Raw genomic sequence first — 23,510 nt, 5'->3', positions numbered from 1 at the left:
CGAGGCATGCGCAGCCTACATATCGCGGCCGCCATGGTCGCAGCCCAGGTGGCGCCGGTCGCCCTCGTCGGGGGGCCGGCGCCCGTTCACGCCCAGCAGGTGCAGCGCCTTCCGCTCGCGCCCATCCCTCCGAAGGGCGAGCCGGTGGCCCCGTTCTTCGAGGGCTGGTACCGGAACGACGACGGCACCTTCACCTTCTCCTTCGGCTACTTCAACCTGAACACCCGGGAAGTCATCGAAATCCCGATCGGCCCGGACAACTTCATCGAGCCGGCCGAGTTCGATGGCGTGCAGCCGACGCACTTCCCCGTGCGGCCGCGCCGGGACCGCGGCGTGTTCTCCGTCACCGTGCCCGCGTCGTACGGTGACGGCGAGCAGCGCGTGGTGTGGACGATCACCTCGAACGGCGTGACGTATCCCGTGCCGGCCCGCGTGTTCGCCCCGGCGCTGCAGCTCGACTACGGACCGCGTGCCATGGGGTCGATACCGCCCCTCGTCCGCTTCGACCCCGAGGGGGAGGCGGGCCAGCACGTCCAGGGCGTGTGGGGCGAACCGCGCACGGCTCGGGTGGGCGAACCCCTGACGCTGCACCTGTGGACCGAGGAGGTCTCCGTCCGCGACCCCGAGGACCTCGTGAACCAGGCGGTCGACGTGGAGGTGAGCTGGTTCAAGCACCAGGGGCCCGCCGCGCCGGTGGAGTTCGAGCCGTGGCAGATCACGGTCGAGGGCGGGACCGGCGAGACGATGACCGCGGCGACGTTCAGCGAGCCGGGCGAGTACGTCCTGCGCGCGCGCGTCGACAACTGGGACGCGAACGACAGCGCCGGCGGCGACCAGTGCTGCTGGAGCAACGCCTACGTCCGGGTGACCGTCACCCCCTGACCGCCTGACAGGAGGCGCCATGGCTCTCCCGCCGCTTCGGCTGGCCGCGCTCGCCGTCTGCGTGGCGGCGTGCGAGGCCTGGCCGCCCCCGCCCGAGACGGCCCGGATTCCCGTCGTCGACACCCTGCACAACGTCGAGTTCACGGACGACTACCGGTGGCTCGAGGACCAGGAGAGCCCCGAGACCCGCGCCTGGATCGCCGAGCAGAACGCCTACGCGGAACGCATCGTCGGCGACACGCCGGTGCGCGCGGGTCTCGAGGGCAGGCTGCGCGAGCTGATGGACGCGCCCGGGGCGATCTTCCCGCGCCGGGCGGGGGACTACGAGTACTTCTCGTTCCGGAAGCCGGGCCGGGAGGTCGGAGCGATCTACCGCAGGCCGGCGCCCGACGAACCGCAGGAGACCCCGATCGACCCCGCAGGCGAGTTCGAGGTCGTCATCGACCCGCTCGACCTCCGCGATGACGCCACGACCAGCGTGAGCATCATCGACTTCTCGCCGGACGGCCGCCTCATGATCTACGCCGTCCGGGACGGGGGACGGGACGAGCGGGAGTACCGCGTCCGCGACCTGGAGAGCGGCGAGGACCTGCCCGACCGCCTGCCGACCTACCTGTACGGGAACGTCTCCTTCGATCCGGAAGGGGACGGCTTCTACTACAGCCGCCGGTCGCGGGAGACGGGCGCACGGATCCGCTACCACCGGCTGGGGACCGACCTCGAGGAGGACGAGGAGCTGTTCGGGGAGGGGCACGGCCCGGAGCGGTTCGTGGGCTTCTCGCAGGGGGGCGACGGCCGGTGGCACGTCTACACCGTACAGCACGGCTGGGCGCGGACGGACGTCTACCTGCACGACCTCCGTTCCGGGACGGCGCCCGCACCGCTCATCGTCGGCGCGCCCGCCCGCTTCAGCACCCGCTTCGTCGACGACGAACTCTACCTGCTCACGAACCTGGACGCGCCCAGGAACCGCATCCTCGCGGTGGACCTCGACAACCCCGACCCGGATCCGGCGCGGTGGCGGGAGGTGCTGCCCGAGGGAGAGGATCTCCTCACCGGCTACCGGTTCATCGGCGACGACCTGTACGCCGACTACCTGCGCGACGTGAGCAGCCGGATCGTGCGCTACGGGCCGGACGGCGCCGTGAAGGGCGAGATCCCGATTCCCGCGCACCACGTGGCGACGCTGCGCTCGCACGGAGATGACGAGAACGAGGCCCTCCTCACGCTGACATCGCTTCTCACCCCCTCCACCATCCTCAAGCTCGACCTCGAGACGATGGAAACGGAGGAGTGGCGGCCGTCATCCGTCCCCTTCGACGGTTCCGAGTACGAACTGAAGCAGGTCTGGTATACCTCGGAGGACGGGACGCGGGCCCCGATGTATGTCGCCCACCGCCGGGGACTGGCGCTCGACGGGCGAAGTCCCGCCCTCCTGTACGGATACGGCGGCTTCAACGTGAACCTGCTGCCCCGCTTCGACGCCCGCGCCGCCGCGTGGCTGGAGCAGGGCGGCGTGTACGCGATGGCGACGCTGAGGGGCGGCGGCGAGTTCGGCGAGGAATGGCACCGGGCCGGCATGCTCGAGAACAAGCCGAACGTGTTCGCCGACTTCATCGCCGCCGCCGAGTGGCTGGTCGAGAACGGCTACACGAACCCCGACCGGCTCGCGATCCGCGGCGGGAGCAACGGCGGGCTCCTCGTCGCCGCCTCCCTCACGAAGCGGCCGGACCTCTTCCGCGCCGTCTACTGCGGCCTGCCCGACCTCGACATGGTCCGCTTCTACCAGTTCACCGACACGAACAACATGCCGGCGCTCCTGGAGTACGGGAACGCGGCCGTGGCCGAGGAGTTCGAGGTCCTCCGCACCTTCTCCCCGTACCAGAACGTGCGCGACGGCGTGGCCTACCCCGCCGTCATGCTCACCCAGGGAGACCTCGACACCCGGGTGCCGCCGCTGCAGGCCCGCAAGATGGCCGCGCGCCTCCAGGCCGCCTCGAGTTCCGGCCTGCCGGTGATCCTCGACTACGACGAGCGCACGGGCCACGCCGGCGGCCGCTCCTTCAGCCGCAACGTCCGCAACGCCGCGATGGAACTCGCCTTCCTCCTCCAGCAACTCGGAGTGTCCTGAGGCCGAGTGCCAGCAGACGTCTGGGCGCCGACGCCTATCCGGCGGCCGGGATGCGGCGGAAGAGGCGGAACACGAGCACGAACGCCGTGGCGTACATCACGGCGCCGAGCAGGAAGGGCGCGCCCGGCAACTCCACCGGGGCGGCGGGTGACGTGAAGTAGCTGAACAGGAGGCTGGTGAAGATCAGGGGGCTCAGGATGCTCGTCAGGCTCATGAGCGACTGGAGGCCGCCCTGGACCTTCCCCTGGTCCTGCGGCTCCACCGCTCCGGCCACGAGGCTCTGGAGCGCGGGGCCCGCCACGCCCCCGATGGAGCCGAAGATGATGAAGGCGATGAGCATCCACCCCTGCGTGGCGAGGCCGTAGCCCAGGTACGTGATCACGGCGAGCGCGAGCCCGCCGAGGATGGCGCGGCGCTCCCCGGTGCGTTTGATGATGGGTTGAACGAGTCCTCCCTGGACGATGGCCGCCATGAGTCCCACCAGCGCCAGCGACAGGCCGTTCGCGAGTTCGTCCCAGCCGAACTTGTGGCCCGTGTAGAGGACCCACACGGTCTCGAGGCCGCGCTGAGCGAGGATCATGAAAACGAACGACACGGCGAGGCCCGCCACCAGCGGGTACGAGCGCAGCACGAAGAGGCTCCCGACCGGGTTGGCCTTCAGCCAGCTGAAGGCGTCGCGCTTCTCGGGCGGCAGCGATTCCGGGAGGACGAAGACGCCGTACAGCCCGTTTACGAGGGCGAGTCCCGCCGCGGCGAAGAAGGGGAGGCGCAGATCGATCCCGCCCAGGAGCCCGCCGACCGCGGGGCCGAAGATGAAGCCGAGGCCGAACGCGACGCCGATGAGTCCGAAGTTCCGGGCCCGCTTCTCGGGCTCGGACACGTCGGCGACGTATGCGTTCGCCGTGGTGATGCTCGCGCCCATCACGCCTGCGATGAGGCGCCCCGCGAAGAGCCAGCCGATGGAGGGCGCGAGCCCCATGATGATGTAGTCGATCCCGAGCCCGAACAGCGAGATCAGAATGACGGGCCGGCGCCCGACCCGGTCCGAGAGCGACCCCAGGATGGGCGCGAAGAAGAACTGGGTGACGGCGTAGGTCGCCGCGAGCACGCCGAACCAGCGTCCCGCGCGCGCCGTGCTTCCGCCCGTGAACTCCTTGATGAGTTCGGGAAGGATCGGGACGATGATCCCGATCCCCAGCACGTCGATGAAGACGGTGATGAAGATGAAGACCATCGCCGCCTCGCGGCCCCGCCCGGGAGCTTTCAACCGTCCTCCACGCGATCGTTAGCCGGAACGCCGCCAACGCGCTGGCGGGTCACATAAGCTACTAGCTCGCGTGCCGTCGGCGGAGGGCGTCGCGCCTCTGGTGGTAGTTCGCATACACCTGCTCTCCGGCGCGCTCGCCGCGGCCGGCCCGGGGGTTGGAAAACCCCGTCAGGTGCACGATGGTGTCGTCTGCGACGAGCGCGCCTCCGATGGCGCGTTCGGCGACGATTCCCACATCGCGCCCGAGGCCGACCGCCGGGTGCTGATCGAAGGAGCCCGCTCGCAAGCGGTCGAGGAAGTCCCGCGCCGCGGAGGCCGGCGCCGCCGTGCCCCCCTCCGAGCGCCGTTCCAGCGCGTCGACGCCGTAGCTTCGCACGAGCCTGGGGAGGAACGCGGCGAGGGTGGCGTGACGGTCGAAGAGGTCCAGTCCGTAGTTGCCGCCCGCCACCGCGAAGATGGCGCCGAGTTGATCCGGAGCCGCCTCCACTCCCCGGACGTAGTCGTCCAGCGCCGCCGCGTGGCGCTCGAAGATCTCGCTCATCGCGCCCGTCTCCGATGGGGCTTCCATCGCCGCGGCCTTGTCGTCGATCGAACTCCACACCCGGCTCTGGTCGGAGCGCCGCGTCCCCTCGCTCCGCATCGACTCCTGCACGCTCGCGTATCGCTCCGCGCGCCCGCTCGCGAAGTGCATCCGGTTCGTCACCTGGAACCCGGGGCGGTCGTACGACCAGCGGCCCTGTTCCACGCACGAGACCGGGATGATCGTCGTCTTCCCGGCGGGGAGCAGCATCGTGAGGTTGGCGACCCGGTTCTGCTTGGCGCCGACGAGTTCCTCGCCGTCCACGATGAGCAGGGGACGGTCGGACCGGTTCTCCACCTCGAGGTCGGGGACGCTGCCCCCCATGGATACCTCGCGCACGACGACGCGGTCCTCGCGAAGCCCGTCTCCCAGCAGCAGGTAGTCGAGGTCCGAGGTCTCCCGGGAAAGCAGGGGGAACACCGTGAGGCCGCCGCGGAAGGTCGGTTCGCCGACCTCGAGGCCGGCGATGGCGGTCGTGATCTGGTTCATGTCTCCCCTCCTTGATATTGTCAGTGTTGATACGCTGTTGACAGTAACGGGGAGATTCTGACAAGTCAACGGCTGTCGTCTGTAAACGACAGTATACGTCACTCAGAACTGGAACGGCGGAAACGGCATGCGCAGTTACACGGCCCGGGAGTTGGAGGAGGAGACGGGGTTCAGCCGACGCACGATCGCCTACTACGTGCAGGTCGGACTGCTTCCGCGCGTCGGCCGGAGGGGGCCGAAGACCCGCTATCCGAAGCTCGTGCGGGACCGCCTCCTCTTCATTCGACGGGTCCGCGACGCGGAGGGGGCGGGGAGTGTGCCCGCGACCCCGCTCCGCGAGATCGGGGCCGTGTTCGAGGGATCGTCGCCGGAACTGATCGCGGGCGTGGCGGACGGACGGATCGCCGTGACCGCCGACCTCCTCTCCGGCTCGTCCGCCGGAACGGGTTCCTCGCTACGAACGGCGGACGCGGCGGAACGGCCGGAGGCGCCGGCCGCCTTCGCCGCCCCCCAAGCGCGGCATGCGGCCCTCGAGGACCGGCTGATGGTGCGAGAGGGGGAAGTGGACTGGCCTCGCGCGGCGGCGTCTCCCGCCGACGATCCGGAGCTGGCCGCGTTGCTGATCGCGCTCCGGGAGGTGGCGGACTGCGGCGCCGACCCCGTGGGTGGGGTGGAAAGATGGGCGCGGATCGAGATTGCGTCCGGCGTCACGCTCTCGGTCCGCGGTGTCGCGGATGAAGACGCCGCAGTGCTCGAGGCCATCGGGCGCAGGATTCGCGAACGGCTGTCGGACGGCTAGGACTCGATGTCGTAGAAGCTCTCGACCGGGGGCGGGGTCGCCGGGACGGCGTCGTGTTCGAGCGCGGCGCGCATCGCGGGTAACCGCGGGGCGGCGGCGACCCCGCCGAGTCCGGAGGGGTGGTCCGCCATCGCCGCCACGAGGCGGCCCGCGCGGTCGAGCCGCGTCGCGATCGCCTCCTCGATCGGTTCGAGGCTCCAGTCGCCGCGCTCCATCACGTGTCCGAGCGCGATCCCGTCCGAACGCGGCAGGATCCCGATGCGGCCGCCGCCCGGTGCGCTGCCTTCGAGGCTGTAGTCGATGCCGGGCTGCGGGGCGAGAAACGTGAGTTGGCCCTTGATGGGGGTCATCGTCTCGTCGCCGAACAGGGCCCGCGAGCCGAGACCCGTACAGTTGGCGATGAGCGGTTCGTCGAGCGACATGAGGTCGCGGGGTGTCGCGAAATCCCGGATCCGCACGCGTCCGCCGAAGAGGAGGAACTCCTCCATCAGCCGGTCCAGATAGATCGACGGCTCGATGCGGAGGGTCGGCCGGCGGAGGGCATAGGTGCCGGGGAAGGGGTGTTCTCCCGGCTGCAGCACGGTGGGGCCCACGTCGAGGCCCGGGTCGAGGCCGCTCTCGGTCTCGTCGAGTCCGGGATCTTCCACCCGCCGACCCGTGAGGCGGTTCGTCCAGGTGTACGTCGTCATCCACGACACGCCGCGTCCGGCGCCCGCGAGCCGTTGCATCTGCTCGTAGGAGGCGCGGACGGCCCGGTCGAACTGGGTGTCGAAGGCCGGGGTCCGTTCGGGCGCCGACACGAGGTTGGAGAGCGGCGAGAACCCGGCATAGGCCATGTTCGAGGTCGTGTCGGGCGGGAGGGCGCGCGCGTGGATGGTCACGTCGAACCCGCGGCGCTGAAGCTGCCGCGCGGTGGCGAGGCCGACGGCGCCCGCCCCGATGACGGCGGCTTGCCTCGAAGGATGAGGTTCGGCCAGTTCGGACACGAGCAGTCCCGTCCCCCACGAAAGGGAGATCCCCGCGCCGCCGTGGCCGTAGTTGTGGATGACGGTCTTCTCGTCCAGCCGCTCCGCGGCCACGCGGAACCCGGCCGGCCGGAAGGGCCTGAGACCCACGGAGGTCCGGATGACGCGGTCCGGCGCGACGCGGAGGAGGGGGAGGCTCGAGGCGGTGGGGCCGGGCGGAAAACGGCGCCACGCGGGGGAGCACGCGCCGAGGCTCGAGCCCAGCGCCGCGGCGCCCACGGTCTTGATCAGCGTTCGACGTTTCACGCAATAAGACTGATGTCAGGCACACGGATCGGCCAGAGAGCGCGTCGAAACGTTCCCGCGGGAACGCGCGGAGGGGGAGAATGCAGGGAAGAACGATAGAAACGCCGGACGATATCGCGGTGGGCCTCGAGGCGTTGGTGCGGATCGACGGACGGCTCGCGGAGGTTGTCGAAAAGGCAGGGCCCGTGCCGCTGCGGCGACGGGCTCCGGGCTTCGAGGGCCTTGCCCGGACCATCGTTGCGCAGATGGTTTCGAAGGCGGCGGCCGCCGCGATCTGGGAGCGGCTCGTCCAGGAAGCGGAGGGTTGCGAGCCTGCGCAGGTCGCCGGGCTCTCCGATGCGCAGTGCCGCCGGATCGGGCTGTCACGGTCCAAGGAGGCGACGCTCAAGGGCGCCGCCGAGGCGGTTCAAAGCGGCCGTCTCGATCCGCAGGCGCTCTGCCTCATGCCGGCCGAGGCGTCCATCGCGGCCATGACGGCCCTCAAGGGCATCGGCGTATGGACGGCCGAGGTCTACCTGCTCTTCTGCGCCGGACACAGCGATGTCTTCCCGGCGGGCGACCTTGCGCTGCGAAACGCGGCGGGACACGCGCTCGGCCTCGAGCAGCGGCCCGATGAGAAGACGCTCCGCGACATCGCCCGCCTCTGGCGACCCTGGCGGAGCGTGGCGGCGCGGCTGCTCTGGGAGTACTACACGACGGAAATGCAGCGGCGAGGCACGCGCTAGTAGCCCGCCGGGAAGTTCCGCTTCGTCAGTCGACGCCGATGGAGTGGGGGCCGATGTCGGCCAGTGACGGCGTCCCGACGGCGCCCATCGTGATCCGCAGCTCCTCGATCAGGATTTCCAGCACCCGCTCGACGCCCGCCTGGCCGAATGCCCCGAGGCCCCACAGGTAGGGACGCCCGATCGCCACCGCCGTCGCGCCGCGCGCGAGGCCCTTGAAGATGTCCGTGCCGCGGCGGAAGCCTCCGTCGACGATGATCGGCACCTCGCCGGCCACCGTCTCCGCGATCTCGGGAAGCGCGTCGATCGTCGCGCGGCCGCTGCCTTCCGCGCGGCCGCCGTGGTTCGAGACCCAGATCCCGTCCACGCCGTGCTCGAGCGCGAGTTCCGCATCTTCGCGGGTCACGAGTCCCTTCACGACGATCCGCTGGTCCGTGATGTCGCGCAGCCGGTGCACGTAGTCCCACGTCATGGTGGGGCCGCCGCTGTCCGGCGGGCCCTGGGGCAGCCCCTCGTACATCGGTTTGACGGGGTCCGCGCGGCCGCCGCTCCGGTGACAGCTCTCGCAGTTGCGGTCGTCGATCCGCCGGTAGCGCTCCAGCGTGAGCCGGTTGCTTCCGCCGAGGAGATCGACCGTGAGCACGATGACGGGGCAGCCGGCTTCGCGGACGCGGTTCACGAGCGCGACCGTCGCGTTCCAGTGGCGGGGCGCGTAGAGCTGATACCAGACCGGCTCCCCCCGCGCCTCGTTCACCGCCTCGACCCCCGTGGAACTCACCGACGAAAGCGTCTGCAGGTGGGTGCGGGCCGCGGCCGCCCGCGCGGTCGCAAGCTCACCATCGCGGTGGAAGGCGACCTGGCTCCCCGCCGGCGCGATCATGAGCGGCGTCGGCCACTCCCGCCCGAAGATCGAGACGCGCATGTCGAGGTTCGAGACGTCGACCAGCCGGCGCGCGCGGATGTAGATCCGCTCCAGCGAGGCCCGGTTGTTCGCCTGCGTCCCCTCCCCGTCGACGCCCGTCTTGATGTACCCCCAGTGAGCCGTCGGAACCGTCTGCGCGGCCACCTTCTCCAGGTCGAAGACATCGAGCGCCTCCTGCGCCGACCCGACGAGGTCGTCGAGCGACCGCGCGGGCGCCTCCTGTGCCATTGCGCGCCCGACGAGGCCCAGGTCACACCCGGCGAAGGCGGTAAGGAGGGGGCTGGCGGCGAGCCAGCGGAGGAGGTCCCGACGGTGGACGGCCTTCGATTCCGATCCCGGCTCCGGCGTGTCGTACATTCGGCGCTCCCGGTTGGCACTCCGCGACGGAGTGTCTGGATTCACGGTGCCCGCCGCCACGGCCCCCGTCAACGCGGGGGCGCCGAAAACCGTTCGGGCAACGCCGAAATTCGATAAGATGTCTTTCAAGCGCCGATCCCCATCGGCGCCGGGTATCCGGGGCTGTTCGAGAGCTTCGCGCCAGATCATTCGAGAGACGATTCGAGAGGAGAGGAACGCACCGCGGTGAGTCACGACATCGAAGCGATACAGGAGAAGATCCGCGAGCAGAGCGCTTTCGTGGAGCGGCTCGTCGACGAGGTGGGGCGGGTCATCGTGGGGCAGCGAACCATGGTCGAGCGGCTGCTCATCGGCCTGCTCGCCGATGGCCACGTGCTCATGGAAGGGGTGCCGGGACTGGCGAAGACCCTCACCGTGCGCACGCTCGCGCAGGCGATCGACACCGGCTTCCAGAGGATCCAGTTCACGCCGGATCTCCTCCCGGCCGACCTCATTGGAACGCTGATCTTCGACCCCAAGCGGAGCGAGTTCCAGACCCGGAAGGGTCCGATCTTCTCCAACATCATCCTCGCCGACGAGATCAACCGGTCCCCCGCCAAGGTCCAGTCCGCCCTCCTCGAGGCGATGCAGGAACGGACGGTCACGATCGGGGACGAGACCTTCCGGCTCGACGACCCGTTCCTCGTCCTCGCGACGCAGAACCCGATCGAGCAGGAAGGGACGTACCCGCTCCCCGAGGCGCAGGTGGACCGCTTCATGCTCAAGCTCTCCATCGGGTATCCCGACAAGGAGGAAGAGCTGGAGATCATGCGGCGCATGGGCGTCGGGTCCGCGCCCGAGCCGCAGACGGTCGTCACGCCGGACGAGATTCTCCGGGCGCGCGGCGCCGTCGACCTCATCTACATGGACCGGCAGGTCGAACGGTACATCGTGGAACTGGTCTTCGCCTCCCGCGCGCCGGCCGACCACGGACTCGACGACCTCGCCGACCTCATCGCCTACGGCGCGTCGCCCAGAGCCAGCATCTGCCTCGCGCGCACGGCGCGGGCACACGCCTTCCTGCGGCACCGGGGCTACGTGACGCCGGAGGACGTGCGCTCCGTCGCCCTCGATGTCCTGCGGCACCGCGTGCTCGTCACCTACGAGGCCGAGGCCGAGGAAGTCACGAGCGAAGACGTGGTGAACCGGATCCTCGACAGCGTCGAGGTCCCCTAGGGATCCGGGGGGATTGGAGGGGATCGAGGGATGATTCCGCGGGAGATCCTCCGGAAGGTCCGCCGCATCGAGATCACGACGCGGGGGCTCGTGGACCAGGTGTTCTCGGGCGAATACCACTCGGTGTTCAAGGGACGCGGCATCAACTTCGCCGAGGTCCGGGAGTACGACTACGGCGATGACATCCGCACCATCGACTGGAACGTCACCGCCCGCACCGGAACGCCCCACGTCAAGATCTTCGAGGAAGAGCGCGAACTCACCGTGATGCTCCTCGTCGACGTGAGCGCCTCCGGCGATTTCGGCACCCGGGAGCGGATGAAGGGAGACCTCGCTGTCGAGGTGTGCTCCCTCCTCGCCTTCAGCGCGATCAAGAACAACGACAAGGTCGGGCTCATCATCTTCAGCGACCGCGTCGAGAAGTTCGTCCCGCCGCGCAAGGGCCGCCGGCATGTGCTGCGCGTCCTGCGCGAGATGCTCTACCACGAGCCCGCGGGCCGGACGACGGACCTCGGCGCGGCGCTCGAATACCTGTCGCGCATCATCCGGCGGCGGGCCGTGGTCTTCGTCGTCTCCGACTTCGTGTCGAAACCCTTCGAGAAGGCGCTCGGGGTCGCGGGCCGGCGGCACGACATCGTCGCGCTCCGCGTGAGGGACCGGCGGGAATCGGAACTGCCGTCCATCGGACTCGTCGAACTCGAGGACGCCGAGACGGGAGAACGGCTCGTCGTCGACACCTCGAACCGGGACTTCCGCGCCGCGTTCGCGAGCCGCGGGGAGGAGGCGCGGGCGGGACAGGACCGGACCTTCCGGCGCAGCAAGGTCGACGTCGTGGACCTCAGTCCGGGGCGCCCCTACCTGCGGCCGCTGATGCGCTTCTTCGAGGAACGGGGGCGGCGCATATGAGTCGGGGACCGGGGCGCGGGAACCGGCGGGCCGTGATCGTGGGCCTCCTGCTCGCGTGCGGGGCGCTCGGCGCGGGCGGGGACCTTCGGGGACAGTCGCCGCGGGTCACGATCGAGCCCGACACGACGGAGATCCACGTGGGCGACCCGCTTGCGCTGCGGCTCGCCATCGAGCACCCGGCGGACTTCGCGGTGCGCTGGCCCGATTCGCTCTCGCTGGGCCCCTTCGAGGCGCTGGCGCTCGAAGCGAGCCCGCCCGAAGCCTCGGCGGACGGCGCCCGGACCGCAGCGGTGCTTCACGTGACCGCCTTCGAACTCGGGGAACTCGAGATCCCGTCCTTTACCCTCGAACTCACGGACGGGGGCGACGGGACGGCCACCGTCTCCACGGATCCGGTGGTCATCGGCGTGACCACGGTCGGGCTCGATGAGAGCGGGGACATCCGCGACGTGAAGGGCCCGCGCGCGGTCGCGCGCAACTGGCTGCTCCTGTGGCCGTGGCTCCTGCTCGCCGTGGTTCTCGCCGGCGGCGGGTACTGGTGGGGGCGCCGTCGGCGCCGCCGCCCCGACCGGGTCGACTCCGGGCCGCCGGTGCCGGCCCGACCGGCGCACGAGATCGCGCTCGAGGCGCTGGACCGGCTCGAGGCGTCCCCTCTCCTGGAGCGCGGCGAGATCAAGCCGTACCACGTCGAGGTGTCCCGGATCATCCGCGCGTACCTCGAGGGACGCTACCGGATCTGGGCGCTGGAGATGGTCACGCCGGACGTGATATCGAGCCTGGGGCATGCCGGCGTGGACCCCGGCATTCGCACGGCCTTCGAGCGCTTTCTGGACGCCTGCGACCTCGTGAAGTTCGCGAAATGGCGACCGGATGACGCGGCCTGCCGGAACATTCTCGCCGACGCGCGCACGCTGGTGGAGCGGACGAAGTTCGTGCCCCCGCCCCTGGCGGAGTCCGAAGCGGCCGCGGCCGTCTCATGATCCACCGATTCGCGGATCCCGCGTTCCTCCTGCTCCTGCTTCTCCTCGTCCCGGCGCTCGCGTACCGGCACCTGGCGAAGGGCGGGCGGAAGACCGGCGCCCTGCGCTACCCGGACCTTGCGCTCCTGCGCCGCGCGGGGGCCGAGCGCACGGGCCGCCTGCGCCATGTGCCGCTGGCGTTGCGACTTCTCGCGCTCAGCGCGCTCATCGTCGCCTTCGCCCGCCCCCAGTCCGCCTCGACGAGCGAGGACGTGTCGACCGAGGGCGTCGACATCGTCATGGCCCTCGACATCTCCAGTTCCATGCTCGCGCAGGACCTGGCGCCCAACCGGCTGGAGGCCGCCAAGGAGGTGGCGGCGGACTTCGTCGAGCGCCGGCGCAACGACCGCATCGGACTTGTCGTGTTCGCGGGCCAGTCGTTCACCCAGGCCCCGCTCACGATCGATCACCCGGCCGTCTCCGCGGTCATGGCCGAACTGGAGGTGGGGATGGTCGAGGACGGGACCGCGATCGGACTCGGACTCGCGACCGCGCTCAAGCGACTCGAGTCCAGCCAGGCCGAATCGCGGATCATCGTGCTCCTCACCGACGGCCGGAACAACCGCGGCGAGATCGATCCGGCGACCGCCGCTCAAATGGCCCGGGCGCTGGGGGTCAGGGTCTACACGATCGGGGCCGGTTCGCGGGGGACGGCCCCGGTTCCCGTCGATGATCCGGTCTTCGGGCGGCGCCTCGTCTCGATTCCGGTGGACGTCGATGAACCGACGCTCACGGAGGTCGCCGAAGTCACCGGAGGTCGCTACTTCCGGGCCACGGACCGCGAGAGTCTCGAACGCATCTACGAGGAAATCGACGCCCTCGAGACGACCGAAATCGACGTGCAGAGCTTCACGCGGTACGGCGAACTCTTCCACTTCCCGCTCGCGGCGGGACTCGGACTGCTGCTGCTCGAGATCGGGCTCGCGCAGACGGTCCTGAGAAGGCTGCCGTAGCGCGGCGAGGGGGGATCGTGTTCCGCTTCGGGTTCGTCACGGCGCTCTTCGGGCTCGCGCTCATCCCGCTGGCCGCCGGACTGATGTGGCGCGGCGCGGCGCACCGCCGCCGGGCGCTGGCCCGCTTCGGCGATCTCGCGCTCGTCCGCCAGTTGAGCCGGAGCGTGAACCGGCGGGCCCGAGCCTGGAAGGCCGTCGGCCTCCTCGCCGTGCTCGGACTCTCCGTCGTCGCCGTCGCCCGCCCGCAGTTCGGCTCGCGCGTGGAGACGGTCCGCCGCGAGGGGATGGACATCGTCGTCGCCCTCGACCTCTCCACCTCGATGCTGGCGGAGGACCTCGCCCCGAACCGCCTGCAGCGCTCGAAGCTCGAAATCCAGCGCCTCATCGAACGGCTGGATGGGGACCGCATCGGCCTCATCGCCTTTGCCGGCCAGGCCTTCGTCCAGAGCCCGCTGACCTCGGACTACGGGGCCGCACGCCTCTTCCTCAACGCGATGGACACGGATCTCGTGCCTGTGCAGGGGACGGACCTCGGCGCCGCGCTCGAACTCGCGCTTGACGCCTTCTCCGACGCGCCGGTGGAGGAACGCATCATCATCGTGGTCACCGACGGCGAAGACCACGAGGGAGGCATCGAGCCGGCCGTGGATCGCGCGCTCGAGGCCGGGGTTACGATCCACACGGTCGGCGTGGGTTCGACGGACGGCGTCCCCATTCCCGAGTACGACGCGGCGGGCCGGCCGGCCGGGTTCAAGCGCGACGAAGCGGGGGCGGTCGTCACGACTCGGCTCGACGAGGCGACGTTGAGGGAGATCGCGATGCGAACGGGTGGACAGCTCTACCGCAGCACCCCCGAAGCGAGCGAGTTGACCGCGCTCATCGAGGAGGTGTCGGAGCTGGGCGGACGGGAGATCGACGCGCGCGAGGTCACGCAGTACGAGGAGCAGTTCCAGATCTTCCTCGGAGCGGCGATTCTCCTATTGTTCCTGGAAGGCCTGTGGACGGACCGGAAGACGACGGTGAGGGTCTGGAGAGGGAGGTTCTCGTGAGCACGACGCGCGGCGGCAGCGGGCGGCTGTGGCTGCCCCTGGTCATCGCGACCCTCGCGGCCGCGGCACCGGTCGAAGTGCGCGCGCAGGCGGGACGGGCGGAGACGCGCGAAGGGAACCGCCTCTACGAAGAGGGACGCTTCGCCGAGGCGCATGAGAAGTACCTGGAAGCGCTCCTCGAGGCCCCCGACTCTCCCGTCATCCGGTTCAACGATGGGAACGCGCTCTACCAGGGGGAGAACTACGAGCCCGCGCTGGAGTCCTTCCGCGCCGCGGTGGAGAGCGGCGACCCGGAGCTGGCGGCCGCCGCCTGGTACAACCTCGGGAACACGCTCTACCGGCAGGGGGCGCTCCCCGAGAGCCTGGAGGCCTTCAAGCAGGCGCTGCGGGCCGACCCGGCGGACGCCGACGCCAAGCACAACCTGGAGCGCGTGCTCGAACAGATGCAGGAGCAGGAGCAACAGCAGCAGGGCGACGGCGAGAACGACGAGGAGAACGAAGACGAGGGCGAGCCACCACCGCAGGGCGGCGAGCCGAACCCGGACCCCGAACAGGACCCGCAGAATCAGCCCGAACAGGACCCGGAGCAGGAGCCCGACGAATCGGAACCGCAGCCGCAGGACGGAACACCCCCGCCGGGCGAGATGACGAGGGAGGAGGCCGAGCGGCTGCTGGACGCGATCCGGGAAGATCAGGATGAAGTGAACCGCCAGCCGCGCACGCCGACGCGCGGCACGAGGCCGCGCCGGGACTGGTGATGCGACGCCCTGGACTCCCGGCCCGCCGCGGGCGCCCGGCCACGGTTGCCGCGCTCGGCTGGCTCATCGGTTGCCTTCTCGCTCCGGGAACGCTTGCCGGGCAGGAGGTCACGGCCTCCGCGCATCTCGACCGCGGGGAGGTCGGGGTGGGGCAGACCTTCACCCTCAACGTCGTCCTGGACGGCGTCCAGCGCTTCGACCAGGACCCGGTCCTTCCCGACATGGGGGCTTTCGCCGCCTTCCTGAGCAGCGGGACCCAGAGCTCGGTCCGGATCGTGAACGGCCAGACGACCGTCTCGCTCACCGTGCAGTACCGCTTCCAGGCCACGATGGAGGGGACGTTCGAGATCGGGCCGGTGACGGTCGAGGCGGGCGGCGAGACGTTGACGACGGAGCCGCTGAGCCTGCGCGTGTCGTCCGCTCCCCAGCCGGCGCCGGGAGCGGGTGGAGCGCCCGCGGGGCAGCCTTCCGATCCGGGGACCGTCGGCCCGGACGACCTCTTCATCGTCGCCGAGCCGGACAAGCGCCGCGTGCGGGAGAACGAGCCGGTCATCGTCGAATACCGGCTCTTCACGCGCGTCAACGTGAGTTCGTACGGGGTCACGCGACTCCCCGGCACGGCGGGCTTCTGGGTCGAGGAGTTCGAACTCCCGCAGCAGCCGCAGGTCGAACAGGTCGTGCGCGATGGGGTCGCGTACGCGACGGCCGTGATCCGGAAGGTGGCGCTGTATCCGACGGGGCCGGGCACGAAGACGCTCGAACCGCTCGCGATCGAGGCGCAGGTCCGCGTGCAGCGGCGTTCGCGCGATCCGTTCGACGATGTGTTCGGGGGGTTCTTCAACCGGAGCTCCCTGTTCGGAGACGTCGTGACGGCGGGGGCCGCGTCTCGTCCGGTCGAGATCGACGTGCTCCCCCTCCCCGCCGAGGGCCGGCCCGCGGACTTCACGGGTCTCGTCGGAGATCTGGCCGTCGCGAGTTCCGTCGACCGGGACAGCCTGGCCGCGAACGAGGCGGTCACGCTGCGCGTGGAGGTGTCGGGCTCCGGCAACCTGAAGGCGCTGGCGCCGCCGGAACTCGCCTTCCCGCCGACCGTGGAGGCCTTTCCTCCCGAAGTTTCGGATCGTCTGCGGACCGCCGACGCGGGCGTTTCGGGGACGCGGACCTGGGAGTACGTCCTCATCCCGAGGGCGCCCGGGGTGCTGACGATACCGGGCGTCGACATGGGGTACTACGACGCCGCGGCGGACCGCTACGAGATCGCGTCGGCGGGGCCGGTCGAGTTGCGGGTCACGGGCCGGGCGGTCGAGGACGCGCTGCCGGGAGCACGCGCGCGCGGCTCCGTCGAGGCGCTGCGCTCGGACATCCGCTTCATCCGGACCGATACGCCGCGCTTCCGCCGCCGGGGTGAGACGCTGTTCGACCACGCATGGTTCTGGATCGTCGCGCTTGCGCCCGTCGGCATGGTCGCGGGCGCGGCCGGGCTGCGCCGACGCCGCGACCGGCTCGCCGGTGACCGGGCCTACGCCCGCGACCGCCGGGCCGCCCGCGTGGCGAAGAAGCGCCTCGCCCGGGCGGCCGGGCTCGCGGGAGGCGGCGATGCGCGGGCCTTCTACGCCGAGACCGGCCAGGCGCTGGAGGGGTTCGTCGCCGACAAGCTCGACACCTCCGCGGCCGGGATGATCCGCGACGACCTGCGCGCCGCCCTGCTCCACCGCGGCGCCCGCGAGCCCGCCGTCGAAGAGTACTTCGCCGTCCTCGAAGCCTGCGACCGGCAGCGGTTCGCCCCGGTCGGCGCCGAGATCGAGGAGCGCAAGGCGTTTCTGGCCCGCGCCGAGTCCGTGCTGTCCGCCCTCGCGGGAGAACTCCGATGACCGCCCGCCGGCCCGCCCGGCGTCGACACGCGACCGCCGGGCTTTCGGCGGTCGTGCTCGCTGTCGCCTCGGTGACCGCCCCGGCTTCGGCGGCCGGGTTCCCCACTCCCCAGGAAGCCGCTCCCGCCGCGGCGCTCGCCGACCGGTTCCAGGCGGGGAACCGCCTCTACCAGGCCGGAGACCATGAGGGGGCCCTCGAGGCCTGGCTCGGGCTGTACGAGGACGGGTTCGAGAGCGGCGAACTTCACTACAACATCGGCAACGCCTACTTCCGGCTCGGAGAACTGGGCCGGGCGATCCTCTTCTACGAGCGCGCCAGGGTCGCGCTGCCCCGGGATGAGAGCGTGCGCACGAATCTGGCACTGGCGCGCTCCCTGACCGCCGACCAGATCACGCCGCTGCCCGGCTTCTGGGTGCCCCGCGTCGCCGGGTGGGCGGTGCAACTCGTGCCGCGCGCGTGGCTCATCGCGATCGTGGCGCTGGGCTACCTGGGGCTGGCGTCCATCCTGCTCTACCGGCTCCTCTCCACCGGACCGCCGCGCTGGACCCGCCACGCCGCCGTCGCCGCCGCCGCGCTCACCTTCGTCGTCGTCGCGAACCTCCTGATCCGTGAATTCAGCATCGGGCGCGCGGAACGCGGGGTGATCCTGCAGACGGAGGCCGCCGTCCAGAGCGCGCCCTCCGACGATCCTTCGCTGCAGTTGTTCACGATTCACGAGGGGGCCGTCGTCCGGATCGACCGGAGATCGAGCGACTGGCTCGAGATCGTGCTCGAAGACGGCAAGGTCGGCTGGGTGCGAGCCGGAGACCTCGAAACGATTTAGCCGCCCGCGGCAAAAACCCGCTGCTCACCCGATGCTGTGAGGGCCAAGCGGCAAGACCCTGGCTTGGAATCCTAGGGGGACGTCCCGTCGGGAGGATCTCTGAATTGGGAAGCCGGGCGCTTCGAGATGGCGGTGACGAACCGTGCGCCGGTTATCGCCCCGTAGACGACCCCGAATCCACCGCCGTCTCCGACGAGCAGTCCCAGCACGCCCACGCCGAGGGGGCCGGCCGCGAGGAGACCCGCGACGCTTGCCGCCACCCACCAGCCGGCACGCGCGACCCGTCGGAGAATCAGCCATTGGACGGTGCCGAACGCGCCCAGTCCCGTGAGCGTCCCCAGGATGGCGCCGAGGGTTTCACTCCCGTTCGCGGACAGAGCGTCCAACAGGCCGAGCGCGACGGCTCCCCCGACGAGTCCTCCCACGACCTTTGCGGTCGCCCACCGGGCGGCCCAGGACAGCCGCCGCCGCATGATGAGCCACTGGACGGTCGCGATCGCGCCAAGGACCCCGCCCAGGGCGACGGCCCCGAGGACGGCCTCGCCCATCGCCGTGCCGATGATCCTCGCCGGGACGACGCCCACGGCTCCGCCGACTCCGCTCGCCAGCACCCACGCGAGCCAAAGGCTCCATCTCGACACGCGCGACGCCGGCATGGCGCCGTTCGTCGCCGCAGCGGCTGTCAGAGGATTCCGAGGAAGTTCAGGATGAACCCGATCGTGAGAGGGATGATGGGCAGCAGCGTGACGCCGACGGCGATGGTCACGCCCGCCCGGAAGAGGAGGGGGCCGGCCGGAAGGAGCCGTTCGCCGAACAGCTTCTGGAGTGCGATCTCGACGACGGGACCCAGCGAATAGCACACGTTTGCCCACACGGCCCACCAGATCGCCCCGCGGACCAGGTCGACCGGTTGAAGCGTCGCGACCACGGCCGTGAGCGCCGCGCCGAACGTCATCGTCACGAGTCCGGTCCCGCCGACGATGAGGTTGTAGGGGAGGCGGCGTTTCTCCCACCAGCCGATGATTGCCCCGACGCGGCGCTCCGCCGGCTCGGGGTAGAGGAAATCGGCGAGGAACGTGCCTCCGGGGACGATGCCCCGGGTCAGCTCGCCGGCGGGGGGTGGATCGCTCAAGGTGTCGTGGTTCGTCACGGGCTCGCTTCGCGGGACCTGCTCAACTCGACGTGGTCACACCGTCATACGGTCCCGCGCGCTCCGGGTTCCGCGCTGGCAGAAATTCGCTCCGGGGGCCGCCCGAAAGACCCCCGGAGCTTCCTGCGAAAGGCCAGGCTCAGCGCAGCGAGGCCGTCAGGTCGCGGATCGCGTCGGCCAGCAGCGCCAGGCGCCGCGCATCTCCCGGCGCCGCGGCGTTGGCGGCGAGACGCGCGTCCTCGTCGAGTTCGGCGGCGACCGCGTCCAATTCATCGAGCGTGGCGTTCCGCTCGGCGCCGGACTGGCTCTCCGCCATGTCGAGCAGCGACGCCACCCGCTCCCCGCGCTCGGCCCGGATGCCGCTGCCGCGCTGCATCTGGATCAGGTACGACCGCGCGACCGCGAAGCTCGCGGGCCAATCGAACCGCTCCTGGTTCTGCACGTTGGAGTCGCCGACCATCACGGACATCGCCGCGTCGATCTCCGCCTGCGACAGGTGCTCGCTCGCGGCGAGCTGGAACACGTCCACGCCGCGCGCGATTTCCGCGCCGTAGATCGCACCGTTATGCCAGTACGCCGACCAGTAGCCGCCGCTCAGCATCTCCACCGCGTCGAGAGGCCCACGGTCGAAGTAGGCGATCTCGAACGGATTCTCCGGATCCGTGAAGTCGAAGATCGAGAGGCCGCCCTGGTACCAGCCCTGCACCATGATGTCGCGGCCCGGCACCGGGATCATGGAGCCGTTGTGGGCGACGCAGTTCTCCTGCTCCGTCTGCGGCACGGGCAGCTTGTAGTAGCCCGCCAGCTCCATCTTGCGGTCGCGGATCGTGAAGATCGCGTTGGCGCCCCAGGTCTCCGGATCGGAGCCGCGGCAGCGAGGCGCTCCGCCCCCGCCCCACTCGTCCGTGAACACGATCGCCGTCCCGTCGTTGTTGAAGGTCGCGGAATGCCAGTAGGCGAAGTTCGGATCGACGACCTGGTCGATGCGGATCGGATTCTCGGGGTCCGAGATGTCCAGCAGGATGCCGTTCCCCGCGCAGGCTCCGGCGGCGAGTCCGAGATCCGAGCGTACCGTGATGTCGTGGCACTGGTTCGTGAGACGGGACGCCTGCGTGCCTTCGCCGTGGTCGCCTCCCGACCACAGACCCGCGATATCCCCGGTCTCGGGGTCGGCGAAGATGCGCGGCATGTTCACGACCGCGGCATCCTCCGGCGCAGCCACCGGCACTTCGATGATCTCGATCCGGAACAGCGCCGTGTTCTCGTCCTCCTCGGCCGGCATGCCGGAGCAGCCTTCGAGTTCGCTTCCCGAACGGACGCGTCCCGTTCCCGACACGTAGATGTAGACGCGCGAATCGTCGTTGGGGTCGGTGACGAGCGTGTGCGTGTGGGAGCCGCGGCACGTCTGGACGGTCTTCACCTGGCGCGGATTCCCGATGTCGGAGATGTCGAAGATCCGGATCCCCTGCAGGCGCATGGTGCTGACGCTGTCCTGGACCCCCTCGGTGCCGCAGTCGAGCCGGGCCGACGTCTGCTGGACCGACATGAAGAGAAGGTTCTCGTGCACGCTGACGTCGCCCTGTCCGCCCGGGCACACGACCGCGACGACGAGTTCGGGCTGGGCCGGATCCGAGGCGTCGAACACCTGGAAGCCCCAGTAGCTGCCCTGGAAGACGAGGTCCCCCTGGAAGGCCAGGTCCGAGTTCGTCGGGCCGCGTCCGCCGGCCTCGTCGGTGAGGAAGGGATCGGGCTTCGGGAGGCTGATCAGCCGCTCGAGGTTGCCGATCGCCATGCCGGCATCGTGGAGGCCCGGCGCGAGCCCGATGCGCGGATCGTCCGGATCCCATTCCCAGACGGCCTCCGGCGGGGGTGGCGGCGGGTCCTGGGCCGCCAGGGCCTCCGCGCCGGCCAGCCAGCCGAACGCCAACACGAACAACGCCGCCGGGCGGCCGATCCGCCGTCCCGCGGTCAAGGTCTCTCTGCGTGACATCTTCCTACCTCCTACCTCCGTGAATCGCCGATGAGCGCTCATGGAATCGCGTTCAACATGTCGCTCATGCGCAGGATCTCCATGTCCTGGTCCGCGTCCACATCCGCCGCGAACCGGAAGATCTCGGTCTCCTGGCCTCCGCCAGGGCTGTCGAACAGTTCCGCCACCATCATGAGCGCGCCCTGATGGTGCTTGATCATGCCTTCGAGGAAGAGCCGGTCGAACTCGGAGCCGCGCGCCGCGGCGAGGGCGTCCATCTCCTCGCGCGACAGCATCCCCGGCATGAGTTCGCCCTCGCCGAGTCCGTGCGCGTGTCCGGCCCCCATCATCGGAGCCGTCTCGCCCCGGCGCTCGAGCCAGCGCGTCATCCACGCGATCTCGTCCCGCTGGGAGATCTCGATCCGGCGCCCGAGCAGGTGCAGTCCCTCGTGCTCCGTCCGCTCGGAAATGAGCGCGGCCATCTCCAGCGCCTGGGCGTGATGCGGGATCATCCCCTGCATGAAGCGCACGTCCGCCTCGGTGTGCGTGATGTGCTCGAGGGATGCGGCTTCCTCCACGGTCAGGACGCGCGTGGCCTCGCCGGGCGCGCCGGGCTGGACGGTCCGCGCCTCCCCCTCGCCCGCCTCGCCGCGGCACGCCGCCAGCGCGACGAGCAGAAGCCCTGCCCCGCGCGTGAACTTCAACCGTCATCCTCCGTCGCGAGTTGGGCCTTCGCCGCCCGCACCATCTCGCGCACGTCGGCCAGCATCCGCTTCGCGTCGTAGATGATGCCGTCCTTGATCGTGTACTTGATGCCGCCGACGCGCTCCGTCTCGCCGGTCTCGTCGTTGAGCTTCGGCGCGCCGTTTCCGTACAGGACCTTCAGGTTCTGAAGCGGGTTCTCCTCGATGACGACGAAATCGGCCTTGAGTCCGGGGCGGATCATCCCGAAGTCGGGCGGGAGCCCCTTGGGATCGTTCAACTCCTGCGCCCCGTGCAGGGTGGCCGAGCGGATGACCTCCACCGGGTGGAACCCGGCCTCGCGCAGCAGTTCGAACTCCCGGATGTAGTCGAAGCCGTACAGCTTGTAGATGAAGCCCGAGTCCGAGCCCGTCGTCACGCGGCCGCCGCGGTTCTTGAACTCGTTGAGGAACTGCATCCACACCTTGTAGAAGTTCCGCCACGCGACCTCTTCCTCCGTGCCCCAGTAGAACCAGTAGGAGCCGTGCGCCGCGCGGCTCGCCTGGTAGAAATCCCACTGGCTGGGGAGCGTGTACTCCTCGTGCCAGTCCGCGTTGCGGGCGGCCATCACGTCCCGGCTCGCCTCGTAGATCGTCATCGTCGGATCGATCCCGAACCCGAGTTCGAGGAAGCGCTCCTGAAGCGCGTTCCAGCTCTCGGAGCCGGGGCCGTCGACCTGGTCCCAGAGCCGGGCCACGTTGCCGAAGCGGTGCTGCTCGTTCTGGTAGTTGTAGTCGAGCGGCCAGTCCTGGACGCTGTAGTCGGACAGCATCGACTCGAACAGGCCGTAGTAGTGGGTCATCATGTCGAGCCCGATCTCGGCCGCGTCGAGCGCGGTCATCCGCCCCACGCCCATCTGGCCGAGGTGGGCCACGGTGCCGAGCCCGTGTTGCCGCGCCTCGTCGATGAGCGCCTCCATGATCGGCGGGTCGTAGGAGCCCAGCTTGAGCCCGTCGATCTTCTGTCCATCGACTTCCTGCGCCGCCGCCCAGCGCACCCATTCGCGCGCCGTCTCGGGCGAGTGCACCAGCCCCTGGCCCCAGGCCTCGCCGGGCCGCACGTAGGTGTACATGCGCGGGGCGACGATCTCGTTGCGCGCCGCCTTCGCCTTCTCCTCGAGCGACCACATCATCGGCCCGTGGCCCACGCCGCGGGAGGTCGTGATCCCGTGCGCCATCCACAGCTTGTAGACGTACTCGGGCTGCGGCGCCTTGGGGAGGCCGCCGGTGTGCGCGTGCATGTCGACGAAGCCGGGCATGACGAAGTGCCCGGAGAGGTCGACCTCGTGCACGTTCGCGTCGGGATCGTCCTCGAGTTCCACGTCGGGCCGCCGCTCCTCGTTGATGTCGAGCCCCGGGAAGCCGACGGTGTTGATGGAGACGATGCGGTCTCCCTCGATGACGATGTCCACGGGGCCCTGCGGCGGCGCGCCGGTTCCATCGATGATCGTGACGCCGCGAAGAATCAGGCGGTCGTACGGGCCATCGCCCTCGTCGTCGCCGCGTGGAGTCGTTTCCGGGCGTCCGACCTGCGCGAGCAGGGATCCCGCGCCGAGCAGGAAGAACCCGGCCATCGTCAGGGCGCTCTGCCAATACCGTTTCGTTCTCATGATCCCTCCATGATCCATGCGGCGAA

General features: G+C 70.1%; 21 protein-coding genes. 12 read left to right on the top strand and 9 right to left on the bottom strand.

All coding sequences use genetic code 11. The features are described from left to right. Nucleotides 1–6: 6 nt before the first annotated feature. Together ACOGI9_RS10660 and ACOGI9_RS10655 are read left to right on the top strand one after the other, a co-directional pair. Nucleotides 7–882 carry a hypothetical protein gene (locus ACOGI9_RS10660; RefSeq protein ID WP_419857113.1) on the top strand — a complete coding sequence of 292 codons (876 nt, stop codon included), beginning with the start codon at nucleotides 7–9 and terminating at the stop codon, nucleotides 880–882. 19 nt (nucleotides 883–901) lie between these two features. Beyond that, nucleotides 902–3,013, top strand: a complete 2,112-nt coding sequence (locus ACOGI9_RS10655; protein WP_419857112.1) for a prolyl oligopeptidase family serine peptidase — start codon at nucleotides 902–904, stop codon at nucleotides 3,011–3,013. A 34-nt stretch (nucleotides 3,014–3,047) separates the two neighbouring features. Here ACOGI9_RS10655 and ACOGI9_RS10650 read toward each other — a convergent pair whose 3' ends face one another. Further along, nucleotides 3,048–4,247 (bottom strand): TCR/Tet family MFS transporter, encoded by a 1,200-nt coding sequence (locus tag ACOGI9_RS10650; RefSeq protein ID WP_419859277.1) that lies wholly within the window; start codon nucleotides 4,245–4,247, stop codon nucleotides 3,048–3,050. A gap of 94 nt (nucleotides 4,248–4,341) precedes the next feature. Beyond that, on the bottom strand, nucleotides 4,342–5,349 hold the full coding sequence (locus ACOGI9_RS10645) for an ARPP-1 family domain-containing protein (protein WP_419857111.1): 1,008 nt from the start codon (nucleotides 5,347–5,349) through the stop codon (nucleotides 4,342–4,344). Between the two features lie 127 nt (nucleotides 5,350–5,476). Here ACOGI9_RS10645 and ACOGI9_RS10640 point away from each other — a divergent pair, with 127 nt between their 5' ends. After that, nucleotides 5,477–6,148 (top strand): MerR family transcriptional regulator, encoded by a 672-nt coding sequence (locus ACOGI9_RS10640; RefSeq protein ID WP_419857110.1) that lies wholly within the window; start codon nucleotides 5,477–5,479, stop codon nucleotides 6,146–6,148. On the opposite strand, the gene ACOGI9_RS10635 is transcribed toward ACOGI9_RS10640, so the two are convergent. After that, nucleotides 6,145–7,419, bottom strand: a complete 1,275-nt coding sequence (locus ACOGI9_RS10635) for an FAD-dependent oxidoreductase (RefSeq protein WP_419857109.1) — start codon at nucleotides 7,417–7,419, stop codon at nucleotides 6,145–6,147. The two genes, ACOGI9_RS10640 and ACOGI9_RS10635, sit on opposite strands and share 4 nt — an antisense overlap. Nucleotides 7,420–7,499: 80 nt before the next feature. On the opposite strand from ACOGI9_RS10635, the gene ACOGI9_RS10630 reads away from it, so the two are divergent. Next, a complete protein-coding gene (locus ACOGI9_RS10630; RefSeq protein ID WP_419857108.1) occupies nucleotides 7,500–8,144 on the top strand; it encodes a DNA-3-methyladenine glycosylase family protein in 645 nt (214 codons plus the stop codon). A 25-nt stretch (nucleotides 8,145–8,169) separates the two neighbouring features. On the opposite strand, the gene ACOGI9_RS10625 is transcribed toward ACOGI9_RS10630, so the two are convergent. Then, entirely contained in the window at nucleotides 8,170–9,420 is a 1,251-nt protein-coding gene (locus ACOGI9_RS10625) for an alpha-hydroxy acid oxidase (RefSeq protein ID WP_419857107.1), read from the bottom strand. Nucleotides 9,421–9,645: 225 nt separating this feature from the next. Here ACOGI9_RS10625 and ACOGI9_RS10620 point away from each other — a divergent pair, with 225 nt between their 5' ends. Genes ACOGI9_RS10620 through ACOGI9_RS10585 form a run of 8 tightly spaced genes read left to right on the top strand, consistent with a single transcriptional unit; the run spans nucleotide 9,646 to nucleotide 18,015 of the window. Continuing rightward, nucleotides 9,646–10,635 carry an AAA family ATPase gene (locus ACOGI9_RS10620; protein ID WP_419857106.1) on the top strand — a complete coding sequence of 330 codons (990 nt, stop codon included), beginning with the start codon at nucleotides 9,646–9,648 and terminating at the stop codon, nucleotides 10,633–10,635. Nucleotides 10,636–10,665: 30 nt separating this feature from the next. After that, nucleotides 10,666–11,541 (top strand): DUF58 domain-containing protein, encoded by an 876-nt coding sequence (locus ACOGI9_RS10615; protein WP_419857105.1) that lies wholly within the window; start codon nucleotides 10,666–10,668, stop codon nucleotides 11,539–11,541. Then, nucleotides 11,538–12,521 carry a hypothetical protein gene (locus ACOGI9_RS10610; RefSeq protein WP_419857104.1) on the top strand — a complete coding sequence of 328 codons (984 nt, stop codon included), beginning with the start codon at nucleotides 11,538–11,540 and terminating at the stop codon, nucleotides 12,519–12,521. The genes ACOGI9_RS10615 and ACOGI9_RS10610 overlap by 4 nt, the downstream gene beginning before the upstream one ends. Then, entirely contained in the window at nucleotides 12,518–13,513 is a 996-nt protein-coding gene (locus ACOGI9_RS10605) for a vWA domain-containing protein (RefSeq protein WP_419857103.1), read from the top strand. Before ACOGI9_RS10610 ends, ACOGI9_RS10605 begins: the two co-directional genes overlap by 4 nt. A gap of 17 nt (nucleotides 13,514–13,530) precedes the next feature. Then, a complete protein-coding gene (locus tag ACOGI9_RS10600) occupies nucleotides 13,531–14,562 on the top strand; it encodes a VWA domain-containing protein (protein ID WP_419857102.1) in 1,032 nt (343 codons plus the stop codon). Then, a complete protein-coding gene (locus ACOGI9_RS10595; RefSeq protein ID WP_419857101.1) occupies nucleotides 14,559–15,320 on the top strand; it encodes a tetratricopeptide repeat protein in 762 nt (253 codons plus the stop codon). The genes ACOGI9_RS10600 and ACOGI9_RS10595 overlap by 4 nt, the downstream gene beginning before the upstream one ends. Then, nucleotides 15,320–17,191 (top strand): BatD family protein, encoded by a 1,872-nt coding sequence (locus ACOGI9_RS10590; protein ID WP_419857100.1) that lies wholly within the window; start codon nucleotides 15,320–15,322, stop codon nucleotides 17,189–17,191. The genes ACOGI9_RS10595 and ACOGI9_RS10590 overlap by 1 nt, the downstream gene beginning before the upstream one ends. Further along, on the top strand, nucleotides 17,188–18,015 hold the full coding sequence (locus ACOGI9_RS10585) for a tetratricopeptide repeat protein (RefSeq protein ID WP_419857099.1): 828 nt from the start codon (nucleotides 17,188–17,190) through the stop codon (nucleotides 18,013–18,015). The genes ACOGI9_RS10590 and ACOGI9_RS10585 overlap by 4 nt, the downstream gene beginning before the upstream one ends. A gap of 71 nt (nucleotides 18,016–18,086) precedes the next feature. On the opposite strand, the gene ACOGI9_RS10580 is transcribed toward ACOGI9_RS10585, so the two are convergent. From ACOGI9_RS10580 to ACOGI9_RS10560, 5 genes are all read right to left on the bottom strand, one after another. Then, nucleotides 18,087–18,656 (bottom strand): hypothetical protein, encoded by a 570-nt coding sequence (locus ACOGI9_RS10580; protein WP_419857098.1) that lies wholly within the window; start codon nucleotides 18,654–18,656, stop codon nucleotides 18,087–18,089. 41 nt (nucleotides 18,657–18,697) lie between these two features. Further along, a complete protein-coding gene (locus ACOGI9_RS10575) occupies nucleotides 18,698–19,147 on the bottom strand; it encodes a hypothetical protein (protein ID WP_419857097.1) in 450 nt (149 codons plus the stop codon). A 157-nt stretch (nucleotides 19,148–19,304) separates the two neighbouring features. Continuing rightward, nucleotides 19,305–21,155 carry an LVIVD repeat-containing protein gene (locus ACOGI9_RS10570; protein ID WP_419857096.1) on the bottom strand — a complete coding sequence of 617 codons (1,851 nt, stop codon included), beginning with the start codon at nucleotides 21,153–21,155 and terminating at the stop codon, nucleotides 19,305–19,307. 38 nt (nucleotides 21,156–21,193) lie between these two features. Continuing rightward, on the bottom strand, nucleotides 21,194–21,838 hold the full coding sequence (locus tag ACOGI9_RS10565) for a DUF305 domain-containing protein (protein ID WP_419857095.1): 645 nt from the start codon (nucleotides 21,836–21,838) through the stop codon (nucleotides 21,194–21,196). Beyond that, a complete protein-coding gene (locus ACOGI9_RS10560) occupies nucleotides 21,835–23,484 on the bottom strand; it encodes an amidohydrolase family protein (protein WP_419857094.1) in 1,650 nt (549 codons plus the stop codon). Before ACOGI9_RS10560 ends, ACOGI9_RS10565 begins: the two co-directional genes overlap by 4 nt. Nucleotides 23,485–23,510 lie beyond the last annotated feature (26 nt).

Origin of the sequence: Candidatus Palauibacter irciniicola, assembly GCF_965208695.1 — a bacterium.
Lineage (GTDB): Bacteria > Gemmatimonadota > Gemmatimonadetes > Palauibacterales > Palauibacteraceae > Palauibacter > Palauibacter irciniicola.
This window is presented reverse-complemented; position numbering and strand designations above follow the sequence as displayed.

Coding starts and splice junctions, on each gene's coding strand:
- ACOGI9_RS10660 (WP_419857113.1), top strand. CDS start 7: ATGCGCAGCCTACATATCGCGGCCGCCATGGTCGCAGCCCAGGTGGCG.
- ACOGI9_RS10655 (WP_419857112.1), top strand. CDS start 902: ATGGCTCTCCCGCCGCTTCGGCTGGCCGCGCTCGCCGTCTGCGTGGCG.
- ACOGI9_RS10650 (WP_419859277.1), bottom strand. CDS start 4,247: ATGGTCTTCATCTTCATCACCGTCTTCATCGACGTGCTGGGGATCGGG.
- ACOGI9_RS10645 (WP_419857111.1), bottom strand. CDS start 5,349: ATGAACCAGATCACGACCGCCATCGCCGGCCTCGAGGTCGGCGAACCG.
- ACOGI9_RS10640 (WP_419857110.1), top strand. CDS start 5,477: ATGCGCAGTTACACGGCCCGGGAGTTGGAGGAGGAGACGGGGTTCAGC.
- ACOGI9_RS10630 (WP_419857108.1), top strand. CDS start 7,500: ATGCAGGGAAGAACGATAGAAACGCCGGACGATATCGCGGTGGGCCTC.
- ACOGI9_RS10625 (WP_419857107.1), bottom strand. CDS start 9,420: ATGTACGACACGCCGGAGCCGGGATCGGAATCGAAGGCCGTCCACCGT.
- ACOGI9_RS10615 (WP_419857105.1), top strand. CDS start 10,666: ATGATTCCGCGGGAGATCCTCCGGAAGGTCCGCCGCATCGAGATCACG.
- ACOGI9_RS10610 (WP_419857104.1), top strand. CDS start 11,538: ATGAGTCGGGGACCGGGGCGCGGGAACCGGCGGGCCGTGATCGTGGGC.
- ACOGI9_RS10605 (WP_419857103.1), top strand. CDS start 12,518: ATGATCCACCGATTCGCGGATCCCGCGTTCCTCCTGCTCCTGCTTCTC.
- ACOGI9_RS10590 (WP_419857100.1), top strand. CDS start 15,320: ATGCGACGCCCTGGACTCCCGGCCCGCCGCGGGCGCCCGGCCACGGTT.
- ACOGI9_RS10585 (WP_419857099.1), top strand. CDS start 17,188: ATGACCGCCCGCCGGCCCGCCCGGCGTCGACACGCGACCGCCGGGCTT.
- ACOGI9_RS10570 (WP_419857096.1), bottom strand. CDS start 21,155: ATGTCACGCAGAGAGACCTTGACCGCGGGACGGCGGATCGGCCGCCCG.
- ACOGI9_RS10560 (WP_419857094.1), bottom strand. CDS start 23,484: ATGAGAACGAAACGGTATTGGCAGAGCGCCCTGACGATGGCCGGGTTC.